Genomic DNA, 18,603 nt, shown 5'->3' with positions numbered 1-18,603 from the left:
TTATGAAAAGTAAATATATAAAAATTATATCTACTTTGATAGTAGGATTTATTGTTTTAATAACAGCGATATATATTGATATTTCAAGTGCACAGGTCTCAACTAGAGATGATATATCATGGATAAAAGAAACTCCTATAGCACATCGAGGGCTACATGATAATAGTCATGTAGAAAATTCAATATCAGCTTTTAAAAATGCTATAGACAATGACTATGCCATAGAACTAGATGTACAGTTAACAAAAGATAATCAGGTTATAGTATTTCACGATGAAAACTTAAAAAGAATGACAAACGATAATCGAGATGTATCAGATATTAACTACAATGAACTAAAAAATCTAAAACTAAAAAATAGCTATGAAAGTATACCTTTATTAAAAGAAGTATTAGAAATTGTAGATGGAAAAACACCGATACTAATAGAAATAAAAAATGGAGATGATGTTATTCGTCTAGGTAAAGAATTATATAATATAGTAAAGTCCTATAACGGTAAATATGCAGTACAATCTTTTAATCCCTTTGTATTGGAATGGTATAAAAATAATGCCCAAGAAGTACTAAGAGGGCAATTATCAGGTACTTTTACAGGCGATTCAAGTGGAAATCTTAAGGTTTATGAAAAATTTGCTCTCGAAAATTTAATGCTTAACTTTAAGAGCAAGCCTAATTTTATTGCTTATGAATTAAAAGGATTACCTCATTTTAGGGTATCATTATTAAGAAAACACAATATACCTATTTTGAGCTGGACAGTAGAAAGTGAAAAAGAGTTAGATAAAGCATATAAGTATAGTGATAATATAATTTTTGATAAGATAAGACCGTAATATAAATTAATTATTTTGTAAAAATTGTATATATTAAAAAAAACTGTACATAACTATAAAATAAGTTGACAAATCTTAAAAAAATTAATATATTATTAGGTAAGCATTTATATAATTAAAGCTATGACGAGAAGAAGTAAGACTAATGTAATTTTAAAGAGAGTACCCGGGTGGTGAGAGGGGCAAAGGAATTAGTTTGAATACATCTCTGAGCAGTAGCTCCGAAAGATAACAACTAGTAGGCAGCTATCGTTTAGCACACGTTACAGTGCAAGTATATTTTTATACTTAAAGAGATTAATATTGTGAGATATTAATGAATTAAGGTGGTAACACGTGAGTAATGCTCTCGTCCTTTTATTAGGATGAGGGCTTTTTTATTGCATAAATATATTAGGAGGATTATTATGAAGACTATCGATGAACAATTAAAAATAATTTTAAAAGGTGTAGACTCTATAATAGATGAAAAAGATCTAAAAGAAAAACTAGAGAAAGCAGAAAAAGAAGGAAAGCAACTAACAGTAAAACTAGGATTAGACCCAAGTGCACCAGATATACATTTAGGACATACTGTAGTTCTTAGAAAGATGAAGCAATTACAAGACTTAGGACATAAGGTTGTAATATTAATAGGAGACTTTACTGGTAAGATAGGAGATCCAACTGGTAAATCTGTAACTAGAAAAGCATTAACTACTGAACAAGTTTTAGAAAATGCTCAAACTTACAAAGAGCAAATATTTAAGGTTTTAGATCCTGAAAAGACAGAAGTAAGATTCAACAGTGAATGGTTAGGAGAATTAAAATTTGATGAAGTTGTTAAATTAGCTGCGACTATAACTGTTGCAAGAATGTTAGAAAGAGAAGATTTCAAAAAGAGATATGAAAATCAACAGCCAATATCAGTTCACGAATTCTTCTACCCATTAATGCAAGGATATGACTCAGTTGCGTTAAATGCTGACATAGAATTAGGTGGAACAGACCAAAGATTTAATTTATTAATGGGAAGAAGTTTACAAAGAGAGTTTGAGCAAGAATCTCAAGTTGTTATAATGATGCCATTACTTGAAGGATTAGATGGTGTTAATAAAATGAGTAAGAGTTTAGGAAACTATATAGGTATAGATGAACCAGCAGCTGTAATGTACCAAAAAGCAATGGAAATACCTGATGAATTAATAATCAAGTACTACAACTTAGTAACTGATGTTCACCCTGATGAAGTAGCTAAGGTAGTAGAAAGATTAGAAAATGGTGAAAATCCAAGAAATATAAAAATGGAGTTAGCTAGAGAAATCGTAAGATTATACAATAGTGAAGAAGATGTTGTAGCTGCAGAAGAAAGATTTAAATCTGTATTCCAAAAAGGTCAAATTCCTGAAGACATATTAACGGTTGAAGTTTCTAAAGAAGGCTTAGATGTAGTTGGTGTTCTTGTAGAAAATAAAATAGTACAAAGTAAAAGTGAAGTAAGAAGACTTGCAACTCAAGGTGGAGTTAAAGTAAATGGAGAGAAAGTTACCAACTTAGCTGAAGTTAATGCCAAAGATGAGTTAGTAATACAAGTAGGTAAGAAGAAGTTCATAAAAATAGTATTAGTATAGATTATTGATAGAACTATCCTCTCAGTATTTAGAGGATAGTTTTTTATTATAAAGTAATAACATCCTAATTCAAAATAACTCATCAACCAAATGAATAAGTAGATATTTTATGACAAAATAAACATTTGTTATATTACACTAAATGAAATAATAAGCATATATAATTAATATAAGGTAATTAATAATACAAAATAGAATAATTCCTGGTTAATAAATCATGCTAAGAAGTGTAAATTTGAGGAGGAATAAATATGAATCATGCATTAGGTATGATAGAGACTAAAGGGTTAATAGGTGCAATTGAGGCAGCTAATTCAATGCTAAAGTCAGCTAATATTACTTTAATAGGGTATGAAAAAATTGGATTTGGATTAGTAACTGTAATGGTAAGTGGTGATATTGATGAAATTAATATTGCTGTAGAAGCTGGTGTAGAGGCAGCTAGGTGTATAGGAGAAGTATACTCAGTTCTAATAATTCAAGATCCACATGAAGAGATTGAAAAAATGATAAAAAACAGCAACAAAAATTAGCTAAAATATGTAATATATTTTATAATAAATAGCGTTAGTTTTACTATGAGGAGGATAAATAATTGGATCAATTTGCAAAATCTATAAAAAGAGAAAATCTTATAATGTTGGGATTAGCAGCAATAATAATAGTGTTTAATTTAATAGGATTTATAGCTGCGTACTTTATTTGGAAAGAATATAGAAAGGAATCTGATTATATAGATAGAAATGGGTATAACCTACTTAACTTCCATATATCTTTTGTAATTTATACGGCTATTGCAGGAATATCAAGTATAGTACTTATTGGTTTTATATTAACACCATTAGTAGGTATAGCATACTTTGTTCTTTCACTAATTGGATTATTTAAGTATGGATCTCATGAGAGTTATAATTATCCTATGACATTTAATATAATTAAATACTAAAAAAAGCCATCTCAAAGTAGATGGCTTTTTTATGTATTGTTTATACTAAAATCTTAAATGAATATCCGCTATCTTTAAAGTGTGTTATTATTTGGTCTAGAGATTTTACAGTCTCTTCCTTACCATAAGTATCATGCATAAGAAGTACTACTATATCCTTGTTTTCAGAAGTTTTTTTAGTGTATTCAAATAGTGCATCTGAATTTTTCTTTTTTCCTTCAGCATCTGCATTAAGCGCATTCCAGTCAATAGATACCATATCTTTTTCTTCTAAATGTTTATCTAATGGATCCATATTTTTCCATGACATATGGCCGCCTGGACATCTTAAAACATTAGAACTAAATTTTTCGCCTAAGACATTTTTTATAGCTTTATCAGTTTTAGCAATTTCATTAGCAAAGTTGTCTATATTAAGCGTTCTATTTGGATATAAATAATTATAGTCATGGCTGTATGAGTGATGAGCTATGGAATGACCTTCATTGAATGTTCTTTTTAATATTTTATCAGCACCTTCTTTTTCTAGAGAGTTGCCCTTAATAAAAAATGTACCTTTTACATTATGCTTATTAAGTATATCTAATACTCCTGGTGTATTAGTTGTAGAAGGACCATCATCAAAAGTAAGAAATACCATTTTATCTCCGTTATTTGAATAATCGTAAGTGTTAAGCTTATTTGCAATTAGCCTTGAATCATAGCCGTGCTTTTTTACAGATTCTTCTTTAGCACCTACAATTGGTTTATTTCTTTCAATTTCTTTTTGAATTTCAATTTGTTCTAATCTTAGTTGTTCTTCTTGCTCAGCTATTTCTCTTTTTTTTGCTTTATCAGCCCACACTATAGATATAGCACCTATAGATACCACTATAACTGCAGTAATTATAGTAGTTTTACTTGAAAACTTATTAATCATTACTCTAAATCTCCTCTTTTTGTAGAAATTCCCAAAATATTTATACATTTAATTATAACTAAAAGAATAAACAAAGTAAAATGATTAATTTGTAAAAAAAATTACTATATTGTAACCTTTGAAAAAATATTAAAAAAGTTAAAATGTATTTACAAAATATGTTAATTATACTACCTTTTATTATAGGTATATATAATTTCAATATGATTCTCTTTATAAATTAGGGTTTACATTGATGTAAAACTAAATAGGGAATGAAGGAGGTATTATGACTAAAAAACATAGTGGAGAGATAGGTCTAATTGCAGTTGCAATTATATGGGGAAGTGGTTTTGTAGGTACTCAGTTATCACTAGATGGGGGATTTAGACCTATACAAATTCTAACATTGAGATTTCTACTATCTACGATTATATTAAATATTATATTTTTTAAGCAAATAAAAGAAAATCTATGTAAAGGCATATTAATATCAGGTAGTATTTTAGGGGCGGTGTTATGTCTATCATTTGCGGCACAAACTGTAGGATTAGTGTATACAACACCTTCTAAAAATGCATTTATAACAGCTGCTAATGTTGTTATTGTACCATTTATAGGATTTATACTATACAAAAGAAAACTTGATAAAATTGGAATAATAAGTAGTATAGTAGCGCTTATAGGGATAGGGGTATTATCATTAGATGAAGGGGTCTCTGTAAACATAGGTGACTTCTTAACTTTAATATGTGCAATTGGTTTTGCATTTCATATTTTTCTAACCAGAGAATTTACTTTAAAATACAATTCAATAGCACTTACATCAATACAATTTATGTCTGCATTTTTATTATCTTTGATTTTACAAATAATATCAGGAGAAGGAAAGATAGTTGCAACTAGTGCAGGATACTTAGGAGTAATATATCTTGCTATATTTGGTACAACAATTGGATTTTTATTACAAACTATATGTCAAAAGAAGGTAGATGGGACTAAGACAGCAATAATTTTATCGACAGAAGCTGTGTTTGGAACAATTTTTTCTATTATAATATTAGGTGAAGTGATTACAATAAAGATGATTATAGGCTGCATACTTATATTAGGGGCTATAATAAGTGCTGAAACTAAATTATCATTTTTAAAACCTAACAAACCAGATGTAGACTATTCAAATGATAACACTTAAAAGGGGGCAAATAATGTATCTAGAAGAAGTAAATTTAAATTTTATTCAACCGTGTACAACAGATTCACTTAGAATTAGGATTCAAGGGCTTTTTTCAAAAGATATAAGTGATATATTTCCATACCTAAATTCTTATTTAAACAGTGCAATGTATAATAAAAAATCAAATACTATTGCTTTTAACAAAGAACATAAGATCATAACAATGTATAGTGATAGGGTAAACATATCAAAATTATTAAATGAAACTGAAGCTTTTGAGGTATTAGATTATTTAAAGGATATAATTAATGAGGTGGATAGTAAAAGAAAAGAAATAGAGCCATCATTTGAATTAAAGAAATTACCTAGTCCACTGGAGATATATAATTGTTTACCAAAGTTAAATTGTAAAAAGTGTGGAAAAGCAACTTGTTTAGCGTTTGCTACAAACTTAATACATGGAGATATAAATATGAAAAAATGTCTGCATTTGTATGAAAAAGGAAATGAAGCTAATATGCAAAAAATAGAAGATATTGTCTTAATGTTAGGGTATGAAATATAATTATAATATTTATCAAGAAGTAATTGCTACTTATATACACAAGTAGCAATTACTTTTTGAGTATTTAATTAATTAAAATTATTTATCACATATGCCACCTGTAAAGCTATTAATTGCTACACGGATAGATCTATCCATTTCCTTTGAAAATTCAGCATTTGTTTTTCTTGTGTAGATAAGCTGACCGAAATTATCAGCACCATAAGGGTTTGTTTTAGGAATATTTTGCTCTTTATTTTCAAACATAGACTTTAGACTTTGATTATCTAGTTTTTTATATTTTTCATCAAATACAACATAATCTATGTTGAATCGTTCCCTGAATTTTCTTTGATAGTTATTAGGATAATAACCAAGTGTTATCATAGCAGCGGGGAAAGTGTAATCTGGCAGTTTTAGCAAGTCTTTATGTATTTCATAACTCTCCATTATATCTCCAATATAACAGCTTCCTATACCTAAGCTTTCTGCTGCTATTACAGCATTATGACATGCTATTAACGCATCATTAATAGATAACATAAAATCATTCATGCCAGGAGTCTTAATATTTTTGATATTACATAATTCATAATAGTCATACCATTTTTGCATATCTGCAACAAATACCAAGATAACTTTTGATTTAGCTATAAATGGCTGATTATCGCATGTTATACTAAGCTTTTTCTTAGTTTCTTCATCTGTTATTTTTATAATTGAATACATCATCATGTTTCCTGCTGTAGGTGCTTTTATTGAACTTTCCAGTATGATTTTAAGGTGCTCACTAGAAATATCTTTATCATCATATTTTCTTAGTGATATTCTATTATTTATTGTATCAATTACAGCATTCATATTATATCCCCCTTTAAATAATATCTACAATATAAGTATAGTATATTTTAAGTCTTCATAAGATAAAAAGGTCTATATGCATAATATAATTATGAATATAGACCTTTAATATTTTAACCTAATTCCTCAACAGAACTATCATTATTTTCAGGAGCGTTAAAAGGTATTGTAATTAAATCTACTCCTCTTGGTTTTAATACATTTTCTTCATTCCATGTAAGCCAAATAGTTGTAGTTTCATGATTATTTCCCAAAAAAGATAATTGAGGTAACTCAAGAGAAACTGTAGTATTTGCAGGGACTAATATATTACCTTGAAACTCATCACCATAAGCCCCCCATTCAACTGTAATATCTACATTCCTATTATTAGTAATAAGGGCTACTGGATAGTGTTTTTCATTTGTAGCTTCGATATCATTCTCAGCGCTTATAGTAGAACTATAAGCATTTGAAATAACACTAAAGGATAAAACAATTAATAATGTCAAAAAAGCTAAATTGAATTTTTTCATAAATTCATCTCCTATGTTTAATATTTATCTGGTTTTGTATATATTATTTTTCAAATAAAATTTATTATTCATAATGAGATATAGTAAAGCAAAAAGCTATCTTAATTATACTAAGTAGAATATTAACCTTAAATGAATAAATATCATTTTGAAAAATTAATATTCTAAAATTAATATAAAAAAGATAGCTTATATTTCAAATATTATTTATATATTGCCTTTATAGGATCAAGCTTTGAAGCTTTATAAGCTGGTATAATACCAAAGATAATACCAGTAGATATTGTAGCTAAGATAGCATACATAAAGCTATTTAGGCTTGGAATAGCTTTGAATCCAATATAATTAGAAACGTAATCGGTAGCAAATGCTCCTACAAACATTCCTAAAATACCTCCACATACAGTTATAAAGGTTGCTTCAACTAAGAATTGGAATAGTATAGCAATTGGCTTAGCACCAATAGCACGTCTTATACCAATCTCACGCTGGCGTTCCATAACAGAAACATACATTATATTCATTACACCAATTCCACCTACAAACATAGCTACAAATGTAATTATAGTTACAAACTTATTTATGTTGTCTGTCATATATTGAAGTTCGCTGTCTTGTTGGCTAGGATCTGGAGTAGTATAAGATCCTTCGATATCTGGATGAAGTTCGTGAAGCTTATCTATTACTTTGTAAGCAATTTCACTTACATCATATCCTTTAGATACAACCAAATCTAGACTATATATTTCAGTAGGATAACTAAATTGATTCATTAAGTTATCAAACGATTTTTGAGGCATATAAGCAGTCACCCATCCCGAGAAGCCTCCACCAAACATGTTCTGTTCTTCTTCTATCAAGACAGAAGAATCATCTACAATACCAATTACTTGGTATATACCTCCACTTATAGTTACACCGTTGCCGATAGCATCTTCAGGGTTTTCAAATAAATCAGTAGCGTTTTGCATCGTTAGCATAACTACATTTCTATTATCATCATCTAAAGTAAAGTCTCTTCCAATCATAGCTTTAACGGTAGAGTCTTTTTTTAATGGTGAGACTTCTATATATGAGTTTTTCTTATCAAAAGTTATATCAGTTGAAAAAGTTGATCCCATATCAAAGCCATCTTTACTTGGGCCAATTCTTTCTACACCCTCTAAGAAAGAAAGAGTCTCTATGTCTTGTTGAGCAAAGGGCTTTAGAAATACACTTACATCAAATGCACCGTAGTCATTAGTTTCAAAGTCTATTCTAGTTTTATTGGCGCTTACCTTGTCTATAGATTTTTTTACTTCAGCTTCAAGACCATTACCAATGGAACTAACAACAATTACAGAAGTAATACCTATAATAATCCATAAAAGAGCAACAGCCACACGAAGCTTATGACCTTTTAGATTTGCAAGAGAGTTTTTTATTAAAGTTAACATTTACTAGCCTCCAAATCAAACACACCATCTTTTAGCCTTATCACCTTACTAGCATATTTAGTTAAATCAGGGTCGTGTGTAACCATTATTATAGTTTTTCCCTCATCATTCAATCTTTTTAGCAGAGTCATTATTTCTTTACTAGTTTCACTATCTAGAGCTCCAGTAGGTTCATCAGCAAAAATTATTTGAGGATCATTTACAAGAGCACGTGCAATAGCTATACGTTGTTGCTGACCACCTGATAATTGAAGAGGTAGTTGTTTTTGTTTTTCTAATAAACCAACTGCATCTAACTTTTGTTTTATAATAAAATCTCTTTCATGTTTTTTAAGTTTCCCATCATATATCATGGGAAGTTCTACATTTTGATATATGTTTAGAGTTTCTACTAGATTAAATTGTTGAAAAACAAATCCAATATTTTTATTTCTAAATACAGATCTTTGACTTTCATTTAAACTAGTAACATTTTTTTCTTCAAATATATAAGCGCCTTCATCAAATTTATCTAAAAACCCTAAAATATTAAGAAGAGTAGTCTTACCGCTACCAGACTTACCCATAATCATAACGAATTCACCTGATTTTATATCTAGATTCATAGATTTTAGAACATGCAGTTTATCTTTTCCGACCTTATAATACTTTTGAATATTTTCTAATCTTATTAGTGATTTCAATATTAATAACCTACCTTATCTTTAGATAGATCTAAACTACCGACAGATTCATCAAAAGAGCCACCGCCATCAGTGAATACTTCGTCGCCTTCCTTCATATCTTCAGTAGGATATTTGATTATTACATCGTTTTGTTCTAGGCCAGATTGTATAACTGCATATTCTTCGTTTTCTTCTTTCAATTCTAAAACTTGTTTCTTAAGTATTCCATCTAGACTCTTGAATACATAAGAAGTTTCACCATCCTTTAATATAGATGAAGCTGGTATTTTAGGACTTGCATTTTCAACTTCAACAGTTGCTTGAATATGGAACCCATTTACTAGATTTTCTTGAGAGTCGAAACTGACATTTATATCATAGTAAGATAGAGAACCTTGAGATCCTCCCATCGTATTATCTGTTTGATCTGATGGTCTATCAGATATAAAGCTTATGTGACCTGTTAATTTTTCATTAGTTGAAAATACTAATATATCAACCGATTGATCTATTTTTATCTTAGCTAAATCTTGCTCACTTGCTTTACCTTTCATATAAAACTCAGTACTTTGAAGCGTCATAAAAGATGCAGCACCCTGTTCAGGAGTCTCGCTTTTTTCGTTTATGTATACTTTACCTGAGAATGGAGCATAAGTGCTAGTATATGCTTTTTTGTTTAAAGCTGCAACTTGAGCATTTAGTTTGCTGATTTCTACATCTATACTTTGATCAGCTGGGACTTCAGCGTCTTGCGGCGTTTGATTTTTTTGTTTTTTAAGTTCTGATATTTGTATATTTAAATTTTCAATCTCGCTTAAAGAAGATGGGTTCTTACAAGAATAAAGAAGATCTCCCTTATTAACGTATTGTCCATTAGTTACATTAACTTTATTTACTTCTTCTTCACCTAATAATGCAAAATCTTTTGACTCTTTAGGTACAATAGAACCGTTTATAAATATCTTTTCATTTTCAGGAATAGAATAAGTTTCTATTACATTTTCAAATTCCCCACCAACTTCAGTATTAGGTTTTATATATTTAGGATAGACATAAAATGTTCCTACACCTATGCTAGCTAATACAACTACTCCTACACCTATTTTTACTTTTTTACTCTTAAATCTTTCTAAAAATGACATAATTCCCTCCTTAAAAAAAGCTTCCTCATACTGATTATAGGAGGAAGCTTTTGGCTAAGTCAAACTTTTTAGTATATTATGTCAATATTGTAATAAAATTATAGAGAATTATTGAAATAAATAATAAATTCACTAAATTCGCCATAAATTGAGTTTACTTTAATTTTATGTTCAAGTTTATCACATAATTCTTTAACTAGGAAAAGTCCTAGACCTGTTGATTTGGCATTGTTTCTACCATTACTTCCTGTAAATCCTTTTTCAAAAACTCTATTTAAGTCTTCTTTTTTAATTCCACATCCACTGTCTTTTATATGTATTTCAATAAAACCATTATTAATTGTACCAAATATTGATATAGAATCATTTTTATTAGTGTATTTTAAAGCATTTCCTATTAGCTGATCAAATATAAATAGTAACCATTTTTTATCTGACAAAACAGTATAGTCTAAAGCCTGTAAATTTAGGGTTATTTTGTTACTAATAAAGTACTTAGAATATTTTCTTATGACTTCTCTTATAATTTTTTCAAGATTTACTGACTGAACTAGAAAATCTCTATGAAAATTCTCAAGTCGAGAGAGATATAATACTCTTTCTACTGCATTTTCTATTCTCATAACTTCATTATCGATATCATCTAGGGTATTTTCGAAAGAAGGTACTTCATTTTGTTCAATAATAAGTTTTATTATTGATATAGGCATCTTAATATCATGAACCCACATATTCATTATTGCTTGGTTTTCTTCATATCTATCAGCATTTTTATTTAAGATTTGCTCACACTTTTTTTCATATTGCTTTATTATATCTATATAAATGCTTTCTTCATTATTTGGCTTTAAAAAAGTTATTTCTCTAAAGCTGTTGGTGTTTATATCTTCCTTTAAGGCACTCAGCAACTTTGACTTTCTAAAATAACTTATAACAAGAAAGAGTGATATCAAGACAAGATTTATTACTATAATGTATATGACACTGCCAATTAATGATTCTCCTATAGGAGATAGTAACACTACTAATACAGTAAAAAATAAAAAAATAAAGTTAAATACCAAAAGTCCTATTTTATCTTTTAAAAAATCTAAAAATCTCATAAAATATCAATAGCTATAATATTATATAGCCTAATCCTCTCTTAGTTTCTATAAATTCTTCCAATCCAATATCTCTAAGTTTAGATCTTATTCTATTTACATTTACAGTTAATGTGTTATCATCAACAAACCAGTCGCTATCCCATAACTTTTTCATAAGCTTATCTCTACTTACTATTTGAGATTTATATTTCATAAGTTCATGTAATATTTTAAGTTCATTTTTAGTTAATTCTATAGACTGCTCATTAAAGGAAACCACAGCAGTAGACAAGTCTAATGTAACTCCGCTATGTATAATTTTATCAGATGAGTCATCAGCAAAATTATAGGTTCTTCTTAGTAGAGCATTAACCTTAGCAATTAGTACATCTATAGAAAATGGTTTTTGTATATAATCATCAGCACCAAGGTTTACTCCCATTATTACATCCATATTTGAATCTCGAGAAGAAATAAATACAATAGGTACTGTAGATATTTTTCTTATTTCATTACACCAATGAAAACCATCATAAAATGGTAAGTTAATATCAAGAAGCACAAGCTGAGGATCAAAACTCTTAAATTCACTTAGAATATTTTCTAAATCTTCTATTTTATGAACACTGTGTCCCCATTTAGATAATGCATCGCCTATTTGATTTTTAAGTGATGCATCATCTTCTATAATCATTATTTTAAACATTTAATACCTCCCTATATTTTGTCGATTATATATTAGCCTTAATATATAATATATTTTTATGTTACCTTATCATTATTATATTTAATCATATTTTACATATAAATAAACACTTATGTTGTACACTTACAAAAATGTAACATTATCTTAATATAAATAAATGGTTTACAAATAAAGCAAAATATATAATAGACATATAAAATATAAAAGGAGATAGCTATGAGAGAAATTTTGAAAGTTGAAAATATTAAGAAGCAATATGGAAAAAGAGGAGCAAAATATGAGGCATTAAAAGGCGTAAGCTTTAATATAAAAGAGGGTGAATTTGTAGGAATAATGGGATCTTCTGGTGCTGGTAAATCAACACTATTAAACATTATATCAACTATAGATATTCAAAGTTCTGGAAAAGTTTATATAAATAATCAAGATATAAGTGAAATGAGTAGCAATAAAGTTGCAGATTTTAGAAGAGATAATTTAGGGTTTGTATTTCAAGATTCTAACCTTCTAGAAACTCTTACAATAAAAGAAAATATTATGCTACCTCTTTCTCTTAAAAATGAAAAAGTATCACTTATTGAAGAGAGAGTAGAAGAAGTTGCCAAGAGTTTAAACATATTAGATACATTAGATAAATATCCATATGAAGTGTCAGGAGGAGAAAAGCAAAGAGGAGCCGTGTGTAGAGCAGTAGTTGGTAAGCCATCGTTAATACTTGCTGATGAGCCTACAGGAGCACTAGATTCAAAATCTGCTAGAAGTTTACTAGATTCATTTTCTAAGCTTAATAAAGAAAACAAGGCAACAATACTTATGGTAACGCACGATCCAATGAGTGCTAGTTACTGCGATAGAATTCTCTTTATTAAAGATGGAATCATTTTTACAGAATTAGTAAAAGGAGAGAATACTAAGGAGTATTATCATAAAATTATTGATACAGTAGCATTACTTGGAGGAGTTGACAAAAATGAACTTATTTAATATCTCACTAAAAAATGTAAAAAAAAGCTTCTCTAATTATGTAATGTATTTTATATCTATAGTATTTAGCGTATTTATATTTTTTAGCTTTAAATCAATACAATATAATGATGCACTAAGTACATTAGGATCTAAGACAACAGCAGGAATTAATAGTGCATCAATTGTTATTGCATTATTTTCATTTGCTTTTATATATTACTCAAACTCGTTTTTCTTAAATAGAAGAAAACAGGAAATAGGAACGTACTCCATGTTGGGTATGAGAAAGAATAAAATAGGATTAATATTTTTTTACGAAACTCTTATTATGGGAGCTGGAGCAATACTGTTAGGTGTGATTTTAGGATTTTTATTCTCTAAGATAATGACTATGATGCTTGTAAAAATGATGGGAGAAGCTATAATCGTTAATATGAATTTAAGTGTCAAGGCATTAAATAAGACTATAATAATATTTATGATAATATTTATTATAGTTGCAGTTAGAAATACAATTATTATAAAAAAGACGAAGTTAATAGAATTGTTTAAAAAAGAAGGAGAAAAAACTGGTCAAAATAAATTTTATAAAATAAAAGGATTATTAGGAATATTACTTATAATAATTGCTTATACAATAGCAAAAAGTAAATTTATTCTTGGGTACCTAACACTATCACCTTTAATATTAGTGCCAATAATTCCAGGTACGTTTTTATTCTTTTCATCTGCAATAGAATTAATACTAAGTATGGTAAAGAAAAATAAGAAAATTTACTACAAAGGTAGAAATTTAATCGCATTTTCAGAGCTTAGTTATAAAATCCAAAGTAACTCTAAAATACTTGCAACTATTGCAATCCTTATCGCTACAAGTGCTACAATACTTGGATTTACTGCATCTCTTTACTATGATATAAATAGAAATGTTAATGAAAACTATAAATATTCTTATACTATAAGAGAAGACAATAAAATCATTAGTAGTAAAATAGATGAAATCTTAAAAAAATTTAAGGCGTATAATAATATTCAACTAGATAAGAGTATAGAGCTAGTTGAAAGTGAGATATCTTATAAATTAAAAAGCAAGATAGATGGGAAAATAAAACCGTATAACACGAATATTGAACTTATAAAAGAAAGTGATTATAGGGAGTTAAAAGAGTATGAAAATAAACCATATGAAAACTTAAATTCTAAAGACAATACGTATTATATATCAGATGAATTTGGTGCAATAGCATATGAAAATCTAAAAGGATCTGCAATAGTAATGAGTGGATATAAAAATAACTTTATGGTTAAAAATGAAGTTAATCATAGCTTGCTAAATACACAATCTAGCATGGAATTATTAGTAGTAAAAGATACTGTTTTTAATGAAATAAAAAATAGTAGTAATACAAGGATATTGAGAATAATAGATATTTCAGGTGATAATTTAGAGATGGCACAGGAAATGGAAAAATTAATAAATGATAGTATGGAATTTAATTATCCATTTAACTTTACATCTAAGAAGATAATGTATAATACCTATATACAATCAGGTGGGTTATATTTATTCATTGGTGTATTTTTAGCTCTTGTATTTTTACTTTGCACTGGAAGTATTATACTATTTAAACAGCTTTCAAGTATATACGATGATAAGGATAGATATATAATGCTTAAAAAGCTTGGGGCAAGTAATAAAGATATAGAAAAAATAATATCTAAACAGTTAAAAATAGTATTTTTACTCCCATTAATAATAGGGACACTGCATAATTTATTTGCTATGTCAATTGTGCAATTACTTATTCCAAGAAGTATAGTAGTTCCACTAGCAATTACTTTAGCTGCCTATTACGCGGGATACTTTATTTATTATTTTATAACATTAAAATATGCACAAAATATGATAATAGATAGATAAGATGAAATAGACTGTAGTAAATGATTTGCTACAGTCTATTTATTTAAAGGATGAATTAACTGGAACATAGAATTTATTGTAAATACTGAAGGGGGGAATTGATATGATAAGAAAATTAAATGAAAATGATAGATTAAAAGTATTAAATTATTTAAGTAGGAACTCTTCTATAAACTTATTTATAATAGGAGATATAGAAAACTTCGGATTTAATGACATGCGTCAAGATGTTTGGGGAAAATTTGATAAAAATAATGAGATAAAGGCAGTACTACTGAGATACTCGGAAAATTTTATTCCTTACTATGACGATTTAAATGAAGATGTAAGTGGATTTAAAGAGATTATATCCTCATATAAAGGTAGTAAATTAATATCAGGAGAAGAGCATATTGTTGAGCAATTCAAACCATTACTAAAGAATAAGAAAGAAAAAAATACATATTTCTGTGAACTTATAAATAAAACTAAACTAAAGGGCTTTGACAAAAGCGTAAAAATAGCGAAAAAAGATGATGCAATAAGAATTTGTAAGTTAATAGATACTATAGAGGAATTTAAAGACACGCCACGAGTTACTGAGGAAAGTGTAATGAGAAAAATAAAAGATAGAAGTGGTCGAGTATATTATATAGAGAATGAAAAAAAGGAGATAATAAGTGTAGCCCAGACAACAGCAGAAAATAGTAAGTCAACTATGGTAGTTGGAGTAGCAACTAAATTAGAGTATAGAAATATGGGATTAGTAAGTAAATGCTTATCTAAATTATGTTATGATGTCTTGAATGAAGGAAAAAATTTATGTTTATTTTATGATAATCCTAAAGCTGGAAAAATTTATCATAGTATCGGGTTTACAGAAATAGGTAAGTGGACGATGTTGATTGAGAAATAAAAATAAAAAAAAGAGATATTAACTTATTTAATATCTCTTTTTTAATTAGGCCGTAATAGCAGAATCAGATATCAATTCTTTGACAAGAATATTTCTAAGAGTACCAAGTTCATTTTGTTGCTGCATTTTTACTTCAAACCCTAGATTTAAAACCGTTCTCAAACTATATACATTCTCTACGGCAATAGCAGTTACTATAAACTTTTTATCTTTCTCTATAGATACATCTATCCTGCTCTCTAACAAAACACGATGAAGGGAATTGCCCCTATACATCGGATCAACCATTACATAACCAGATGCATAAGTATTTTTAATATCTTCTAAAGTCATTCCAATTTCATGTAAGCATTCTGTATAACTATCGCTAGGCTCTTCACATAATGCTGAAGCTACTAAGATATCATCAATATAACAGCCAATGATAAATCCCCCGTTATGTAGTACGTCGTTTAAATAAAACACGTCACGGAACTTAAGCCAATTCTTATTATCCATTTGCGATTCTACTCTATTGTATAAATCAATAATATCATCAAATTTATTTTGTGTAATATATCGGAGTTCACCGTACAAATTTTCACAAAGAATTCCATTTCTTTTTGATAGCTTTATTTCCTTTATTATTTTCTTTGTCAAAATAAACCTCCTTAAACTGAGTAGACTAAAATTAAGTATACTGATGATTATATATATTTTTTAAGTTTTTTGTAAATTTACTTTAATTAATGGGTATATGTTATGCTTGAATATTATATCACAAATTTCGACAAAATTACATATTTTTATAAGGTTTTTAACATGAAATTTTATAGACAATTACAATGAAGAATATTAAAAAATTAATGGGTAAAAATACTATTATATAATTAATATGTAAGGAGTAAAATATGTTAAAATTTACAAGATATAGATTGAAATTAATGTTAATAATAAGCTTGTTATTAGGTTCGTTTTTGATGTTAGGGATGCAGAAAACTGCAAGTTCTAAAGATGAAAAAATATTTAAAAACATATTTATACAAGATATAGATATAGGTGGACTAAATTTAAGTGAAGCAAAATTAAAAGTTAACCAAGTATATGAGCCAAAAACCATTGAACTAAAATATAATGATAAAGTATGGAGGATATATCCTAAAGACATTGACTTAGATTTTAATGTAGATAATTCACTTGAAAAAGCGTATAAGTATACTAGATCAGAAGATAATCTAGATAATATAAAGAGGATTGTTAATTTAAGCTTTGCGGGGACATATGAAGTTAATTTGCACTCTAGTTATGATGAAGTAAAACTAACTGAAATTATTGATAAAATAAGTGAAGAAATAGATGTTCAAGTACAGGAAGCTACTTTAGAAATTAAGGATTCAGGAGAAATAGTTAGGACACCTTCAAAAGAAGGAATAGAACTTGATGTGGTAAAATTAAAAGAAGAAATATATAATATGCTAGCAGAGAAACAAATAAAAAATACAGATCTTCCTATTAATATTATAAAGCCAACAATAACAACAGAAGATGTAAATTCAATCGATACTATTTTGGGACAATACAGTACAGGATTTAATGATCATACCTCTAGAGGGAGCAACATTCACGTAGCAGGAAAAAGTAGCAGTGATAGGCTTGTTATGCCGATGGATACTTTCTCATATAATAAATCCACAGGTGCTAGAACCTGGAGTAACGGATATAAATCAGCTAAAGTTATTGTAGGTGGTAGATATGTTAATGGAGAAGGTGGTGGTGTTTGCCAAGTTTCAACTACAATATATAATGCTGCTTTGTTAGCTGGTATGGAAATAGAAGAAGTTCACAATCATACATATCCGTCAAGGTATGCACCTAAGGGTAGAGATGCTGCTGTATCTTATGGATATACAGACTTAAAGTTTAAAAATCCATACTCTCACCCTGTGTATATAAAAAATATAGTAAACAACGGAGCAGTTACTTCAAAAATTTATGGATGCAGTCAAGACAGAGAAAGAATATATCTTAAATGCGAAGAAAAATATGAGAAAGAAAAGATAATGGTTAAGACTTATAGAATTTATTTAGATGAGGAAAATAATAAGATTAGAGAAGAGCTTATCTCTAACAATAAATATAAGATGAAGTAGAGGTGTGTAATATTACACACCTTTTTTAGTTTCAGATTTTAAAGATTAAATGCACAGACTAGAAATACTTGTTGACAGAATATGCGTACATTGTTTTATAAGTAAAATAATTATCTATACAAGATACAATATGTTGTTAAAAAAATATTATTTATTGTTTAAAATATTACCAAATAATAGTATAATTTATATAGAAGATTTAATATTTGTTTAAAAAATTTAGTAAGCTGGGGGAAATGCTTACTAAACTAATATGTGTTTTATTATATTT

19 protein-coding genes and 1 other annotated feature are annotated in these 18,603 nt (G+C 28.1%); of the genes, 10 read left to right on the top strand and 9 right to left on the bottom strand.

The annotated features are described in order from the left end of the window. Positions 1 to 2: 2 nt before the first annotated feature. From CHL78_RS11990 to CHL78_RS11975, 4 genes are all read left to right on the top strand, one after another. A complete protein-coding gene (locus CHL78_RS11990) occupies positions 3 to 836 on the top strand; it encodes a glycerophosphodiester phosphodiesterase family protein (RefSeq protein ID WP_094369405.1) in 834 nt (277 codons plus the stop codon). A 114-nt stretch (positions 837 to 950) separates the two neighbouring features. Continuing rightward, positions 951 to 1,196 (top strand) — a binding site (T-box leader). Positions 1,197 to 1,243: 47 nt separating this feature from the next. After that, positions 1,244 to 2,446 (top strand): tyrosine--tRNA ligase, encoded by a 1,203-nt coding sequence (gene tyrS / locus CHL78_RS11985; RefSeq protein ID WP_094369404.1) that lies wholly within the window; start codon positions 1,244 to 1,246, stop codon positions 2,444 to 2,446. A gap of 251 nt (positions 2,447 to 2,697) precedes the next feature. Next, positions 2,698 to 2,979: a BMC domain-containing protein gene (locus tag CHL78_RS11980; protein ID WP_094369403.1), complete on the top strand. Its 282-nt coding sequence runs from the start codon at positions 2,698 to 2,700 to the stop codon at positions 2,977 to 2,979. A gap of 62 nt (positions 2,980 to 3,041) precedes the next feature. Beyond that, a complete protein-coding gene (locus tag CHL78_RS11975) occupies positions 3,042 to 3,392 on the top strand; it encodes a DUF4870 domain-containing protein (RefSeq protein ID WP_094369402.1) in 351 nt (116 codons plus the stop codon). A gap of 40 nt (positions 3,393 to 3,432) precedes the next feature. On the opposite strand, the gene CHL78_RS11970 is transcribed toward CHL78_RS11975, so the two are convergent. After that, entirely contained in the window at positions 3,433 to 4,311 is an 879-nt protein-coding gene (locus CHL78_RS11970) for a polysaccharide deacetylase family protein (RefSeq protein ID WP_094369401.1), read from the bottom strand. Between the two features lie 268 nt (positions 4,312 to 4,579). Here CHL78_RS11970 and CHL78_RS11965 point away from each other — a divergent pair, with 268 nt between their 5' ends. Together CHL78_RS11965 and CHL78_RS11960 are read left to right on the top strand one after the other, a co-directional pair. Beyond that, positions 4,580 to 5,485, top strand: coding sequence for a DMT family transporter (locus CHL78_RS11965; RefSeq protein WP_094369400.1), 906 nt, complete (start codon positions 4,580 to 4,582; stop codon positions 5,483 to 5,485). A 13-nt stretch (positions 5,486 to 5,498) separates the two neighbouring features. After that, positions 5,499 to 6,032 (top strand): (Fe-S)-binding protein, encoded by a 534-nt coding sequence (locus tag CHL78_RS11960; RefSeq protein WP_094369399.1) that lies wholly within the window; start codon positions 5,499 to 5,501, stop codon positions 6,030 to 6,032. Between the two features lie 78 nt (positions 6,033 to 6,110). On the opposite strand, the gene CHL78_RS11955 is transcribed toward CHL78_RS11960, so the two are convergent. The 7 genes from CHL78_RS11955 to CHL78_RS11925 form a co-directional block, all read right to left on the bottom strand. Continuing rightward, entirely contained in the window at positions 6,111 to 6,872 is a 762-nt protein-coding gene (locus tag CHL78_RS11955; protein ID WP_094369398.1) for a nitroreductase family protein, read from the bottom strand. Positions 6,873 to 6,985: 113 nt separating this feature from the next. Continuing rightward, positions 6,986 to 7,387, bottom strand: coding sequence for a hypothetical protein (locus CHL78_RS11950; protein WP_094369397.1), 402 nt, complete (start codon positions 7,385 to 7,387; stop codon positions 6,986 to 6,988). Between the two features lie 203 nt (positions 7,388 to 7,590). Continuing rightward, the gene (locus CHL78_RS11945; protein WP_094369396.1) at positions 7,591 to 8,823 is read right to left on the bottom strand and encodes an ABC transporter permease; all 1,233 of its coding nucleotides are present in this window, start codon (positions 8,821 to 8,823) and stop codon (positions 7,591 to 7,593) included. Next, positions 8,817 to 9,509 (bottom strand): ABC transporter ATP-binding protein, encoded by a 693-nt coding sequence (locus CHL78_RS11940; RefSeq protein WP_199534042.1) that lies wholly within the window; start codon positions 9,507 to 9,509, stop codon positions 8,817 to 8,819. The genes CHL78_RS11945 and CHL78_RS11940 overlap by 7 nt, the downstream gene beginning before the upstream one ends. Then, positions 9,509 to 10,630 (bottom strand): efflux RND transporter periplasmic adaptor subunit, encoded by a 1,122-nt coding sequence (locus tag CHL78_RS11935; protein WP_094369394.1) that lies wholly within the window; start codon positions 10,628 to 10,630, stop codon positions 9,509 to 9,511. Before CHL78_RS11935 ends, CHL78_RS11940 begins: the two co-directional genes overlap by 1 nt. A 98-nt stretch (positions 10,631 to 10,728) precedes the next feature. After that, positions 10,729 to 11,733 carry a sensor histidine kinase gene (locus tag CHL78_RS11930; RefSeq protein WP_094369393.1) on the bottom strand — a complete coding sequence of 335 codons (1,005 nt, stop codon included), beginning with the start codon at positions 11,731 to 11,733 and terminating at the stop codon, positions 10,729 to 10,731. 13 nt (positions 11,734 to 11,746) lie between these two features. Then, positions 11,747 to 12,421: a response regulator transcription factor gene (locus CHL78_RS11925; RefSeq protein WP_094369392.1), complete on the bottom strand. Its 675-nt coding sequence runs from the start codon at positions 12,419 to 12,421 to the stop codon at positions 11,747 to 11,749. Between the two features lie 216 nt (positions 12,422 to 12,637). Between CHL78_RS11925 and CHL78_RS11920 the strand changes: the two genes are divergently transcribed. From CHL78_RS11920 to CHL78_RS11910, 3 genes are all read left to right on the top strand, one after another. Continuing rightward, positions 12,638 to 13,405: an ABC transporter ATP-binding protein gene (locus tag CHL78_RS11920; protein ID WP_094369391.1), complete on the top strand. Its 768-nt coding sequence runs from the start codon at positions 12,638 to 12,640 to the stop codon at positions 13,403 to 13,405. Then, complete coding sequence (locus tag CHL78_RS11915; RefSeq protein WP_094369390.1) at positions 13,392 to 15,308, top strand: ABC transporter permease; 1,917 nt, start codon at positions 13,392 to 13,394, stop codon at positions 15,306 to 15,308. The genes CHL78_RS11920 and CHL78_RS11915 overlap by 14 nt, the downstream gene beginning before the upstream one ends. 103 nt (positions 15,309 to 15,411) lie before the next feature. Further along, positions 15,412 to 16,203 carry a GNAT family N-acetyltransferase gene (locus CHL78_RS11910; RefSeq protein ID WP_094369389.1) on the top strand — a complete coding sequence of 264 codons (792 nt, stop codon included), beginning with the start codon at positions 15,412 to 15,414 and terminating at the stop codon, positions 16,201 to 16,203. A gap of 45 nt (positions 16,204 to 16,248) precedes the next feature. Here CHL78_RS11910 and CHL78_RS11905 read toward each other — a convergent pair whose 3' ends face one another. Then, entirely contained in the window at positions 16,249 to 16,842 is a 594-nt protein-coding gene (locus CHL78_RS11905; RefSeq protein ID WP_094369388.1) for a hypothetical protein, read from the bottom strand. 251 nt (positions 16,843 to 17,093) lie between these two features. Between CHL78_RS11905 and CHL78_RS11900 the strand changes: the two genes are divergently transcribed. Then, entirely contained in the window at positions 17,094 to 18,332 is a 1,239-nt protein-coding gene (locus CHL78_RS11900) for a VanW family protein (RefSeq protein ID WP_094369387.1), read from the top strand. Positions 18,333 to 18,603 lie beyond the last annotated feature (271 nt).

This window comes from Romboutsia weinsteinii, from assembly GCF_002250835.2.
In the GTDB taxonomy this organism is placed as follows: domain Bacteria; phylum Bacillota; class Clostridia; order Peptostreptococcales; family Peptostreptococcaceae; genus Romboutsia_A; species Romboutsia_A weinsteinii.
Note: the sequence above shows the minus strand (reverse complement) of the source record. Positions and strands in the feature narration are given on the sequence as shown.

Coding starts and splice junctions, on each gene's coding strand:
- tyrS (WP_094369404.1), top strand. CDS start 1,244: ATGAAGACTATCGATGAACAATTAAAAATAATTTTAAAAGGTGTAGAC.
- CHL78_RS11910 (WP_094369389.1), top strand. CDS start 15,412: ATGATAAGAAAATTAAATGAAAATGATAGATTAAAAGTATTAAATTAT.
- CHL78_RS11920 (WP_094369391.1), top strand. CDS start 12,638: ATGAGAGAAATTTTGAAAGTTGAAAATATTAAGAAGCAATATGGAAAA.
- CHL78_RS11970 (WP_094369401.1), bottom strand. CDS start 4,311: ATGATTAATAAGTTTTCAAGTAAAACTACTATAATTACTGCAGTTATA.
- CHL78_RS11990 (WP_094369405.1), top strand. CDS start 3: ATGAAAAGTAAATATATAAAAATTATATCTACTTTGATAGTAGGATTT.
- CHL78_RS11935 (WP_094369394.1), bottom strand. CDS start 10,630: ATGTCATTTTTAGAAAGATTTAAGAGTAAAAAAGTAAAAATAGGTGTA.
- CHL78_RS11930 (WP_094369393.1), bottom strand. CDS start 11,733: ATGAGATTTTTAGATTTTTTAAAAGATAAAATAGGACTTTTGGTATTT.
- CHL78_RS11960 (WP_094369399.1), top strand. CDS start 5,499: ATGTATCTAGAAGAAGTAAATTTAAATTTTATTCAACCGTGTACAACA.
- CHL78_RS11925 (WP_094369392.1), bottom strand. CDS start 12,421: ATGTTTAAAATAATGATTATAGAAGATGATGCATCACTTAAAAATCAA.
- CHL78_RS11980 (WP_094369403.1), top strand. CDS start 2,698: ATGAATCATGCATTAGGTATGATAGAGACTAAAGGGTTAATAGGTGCA.
- CHL78_RS11965 (WP_094369400.1), top strand. CDS start 4,580: ATGACTAAAAAACATAGTGGAGAGATAGGTCTAATTGCAGTTGCAATT.
- CHL78_RS11950 (WP_094369397.1), bottom strand. CDS start 7,387: ATGAAAAAATTCAATTTAGCTTTTTTGACATTATTAATTGTTTTATCC.
- CHL78_RS11900 (WP_094369387.1), top strand. CDS start 17,094: ATGTTAAAATTTACAAGATATAGATTGAAATTAATGTTAATAATAAGC.
- CHL78_RS11955 (WP_094369398.1), bottom strand. CDS start 6,872: ATGAATGCTGTAATTGATACAATAAATAATAGAATATCACTAAGAAAA.
- CHL78_RS11945 (WP_094369396.1), bottom strand. CDS start 8,823: ATGTTAACTTTAATAAAAAACTCTCTTGCAAATCTAAAAGGTCATAAG.
- CHL78_RS11915 (WP_094369390.1), top strand. CDS start 13,392: ATGAACTTATTTAATATCTCACTAAAAAATGTAAAAAAAAGCTTCTCT.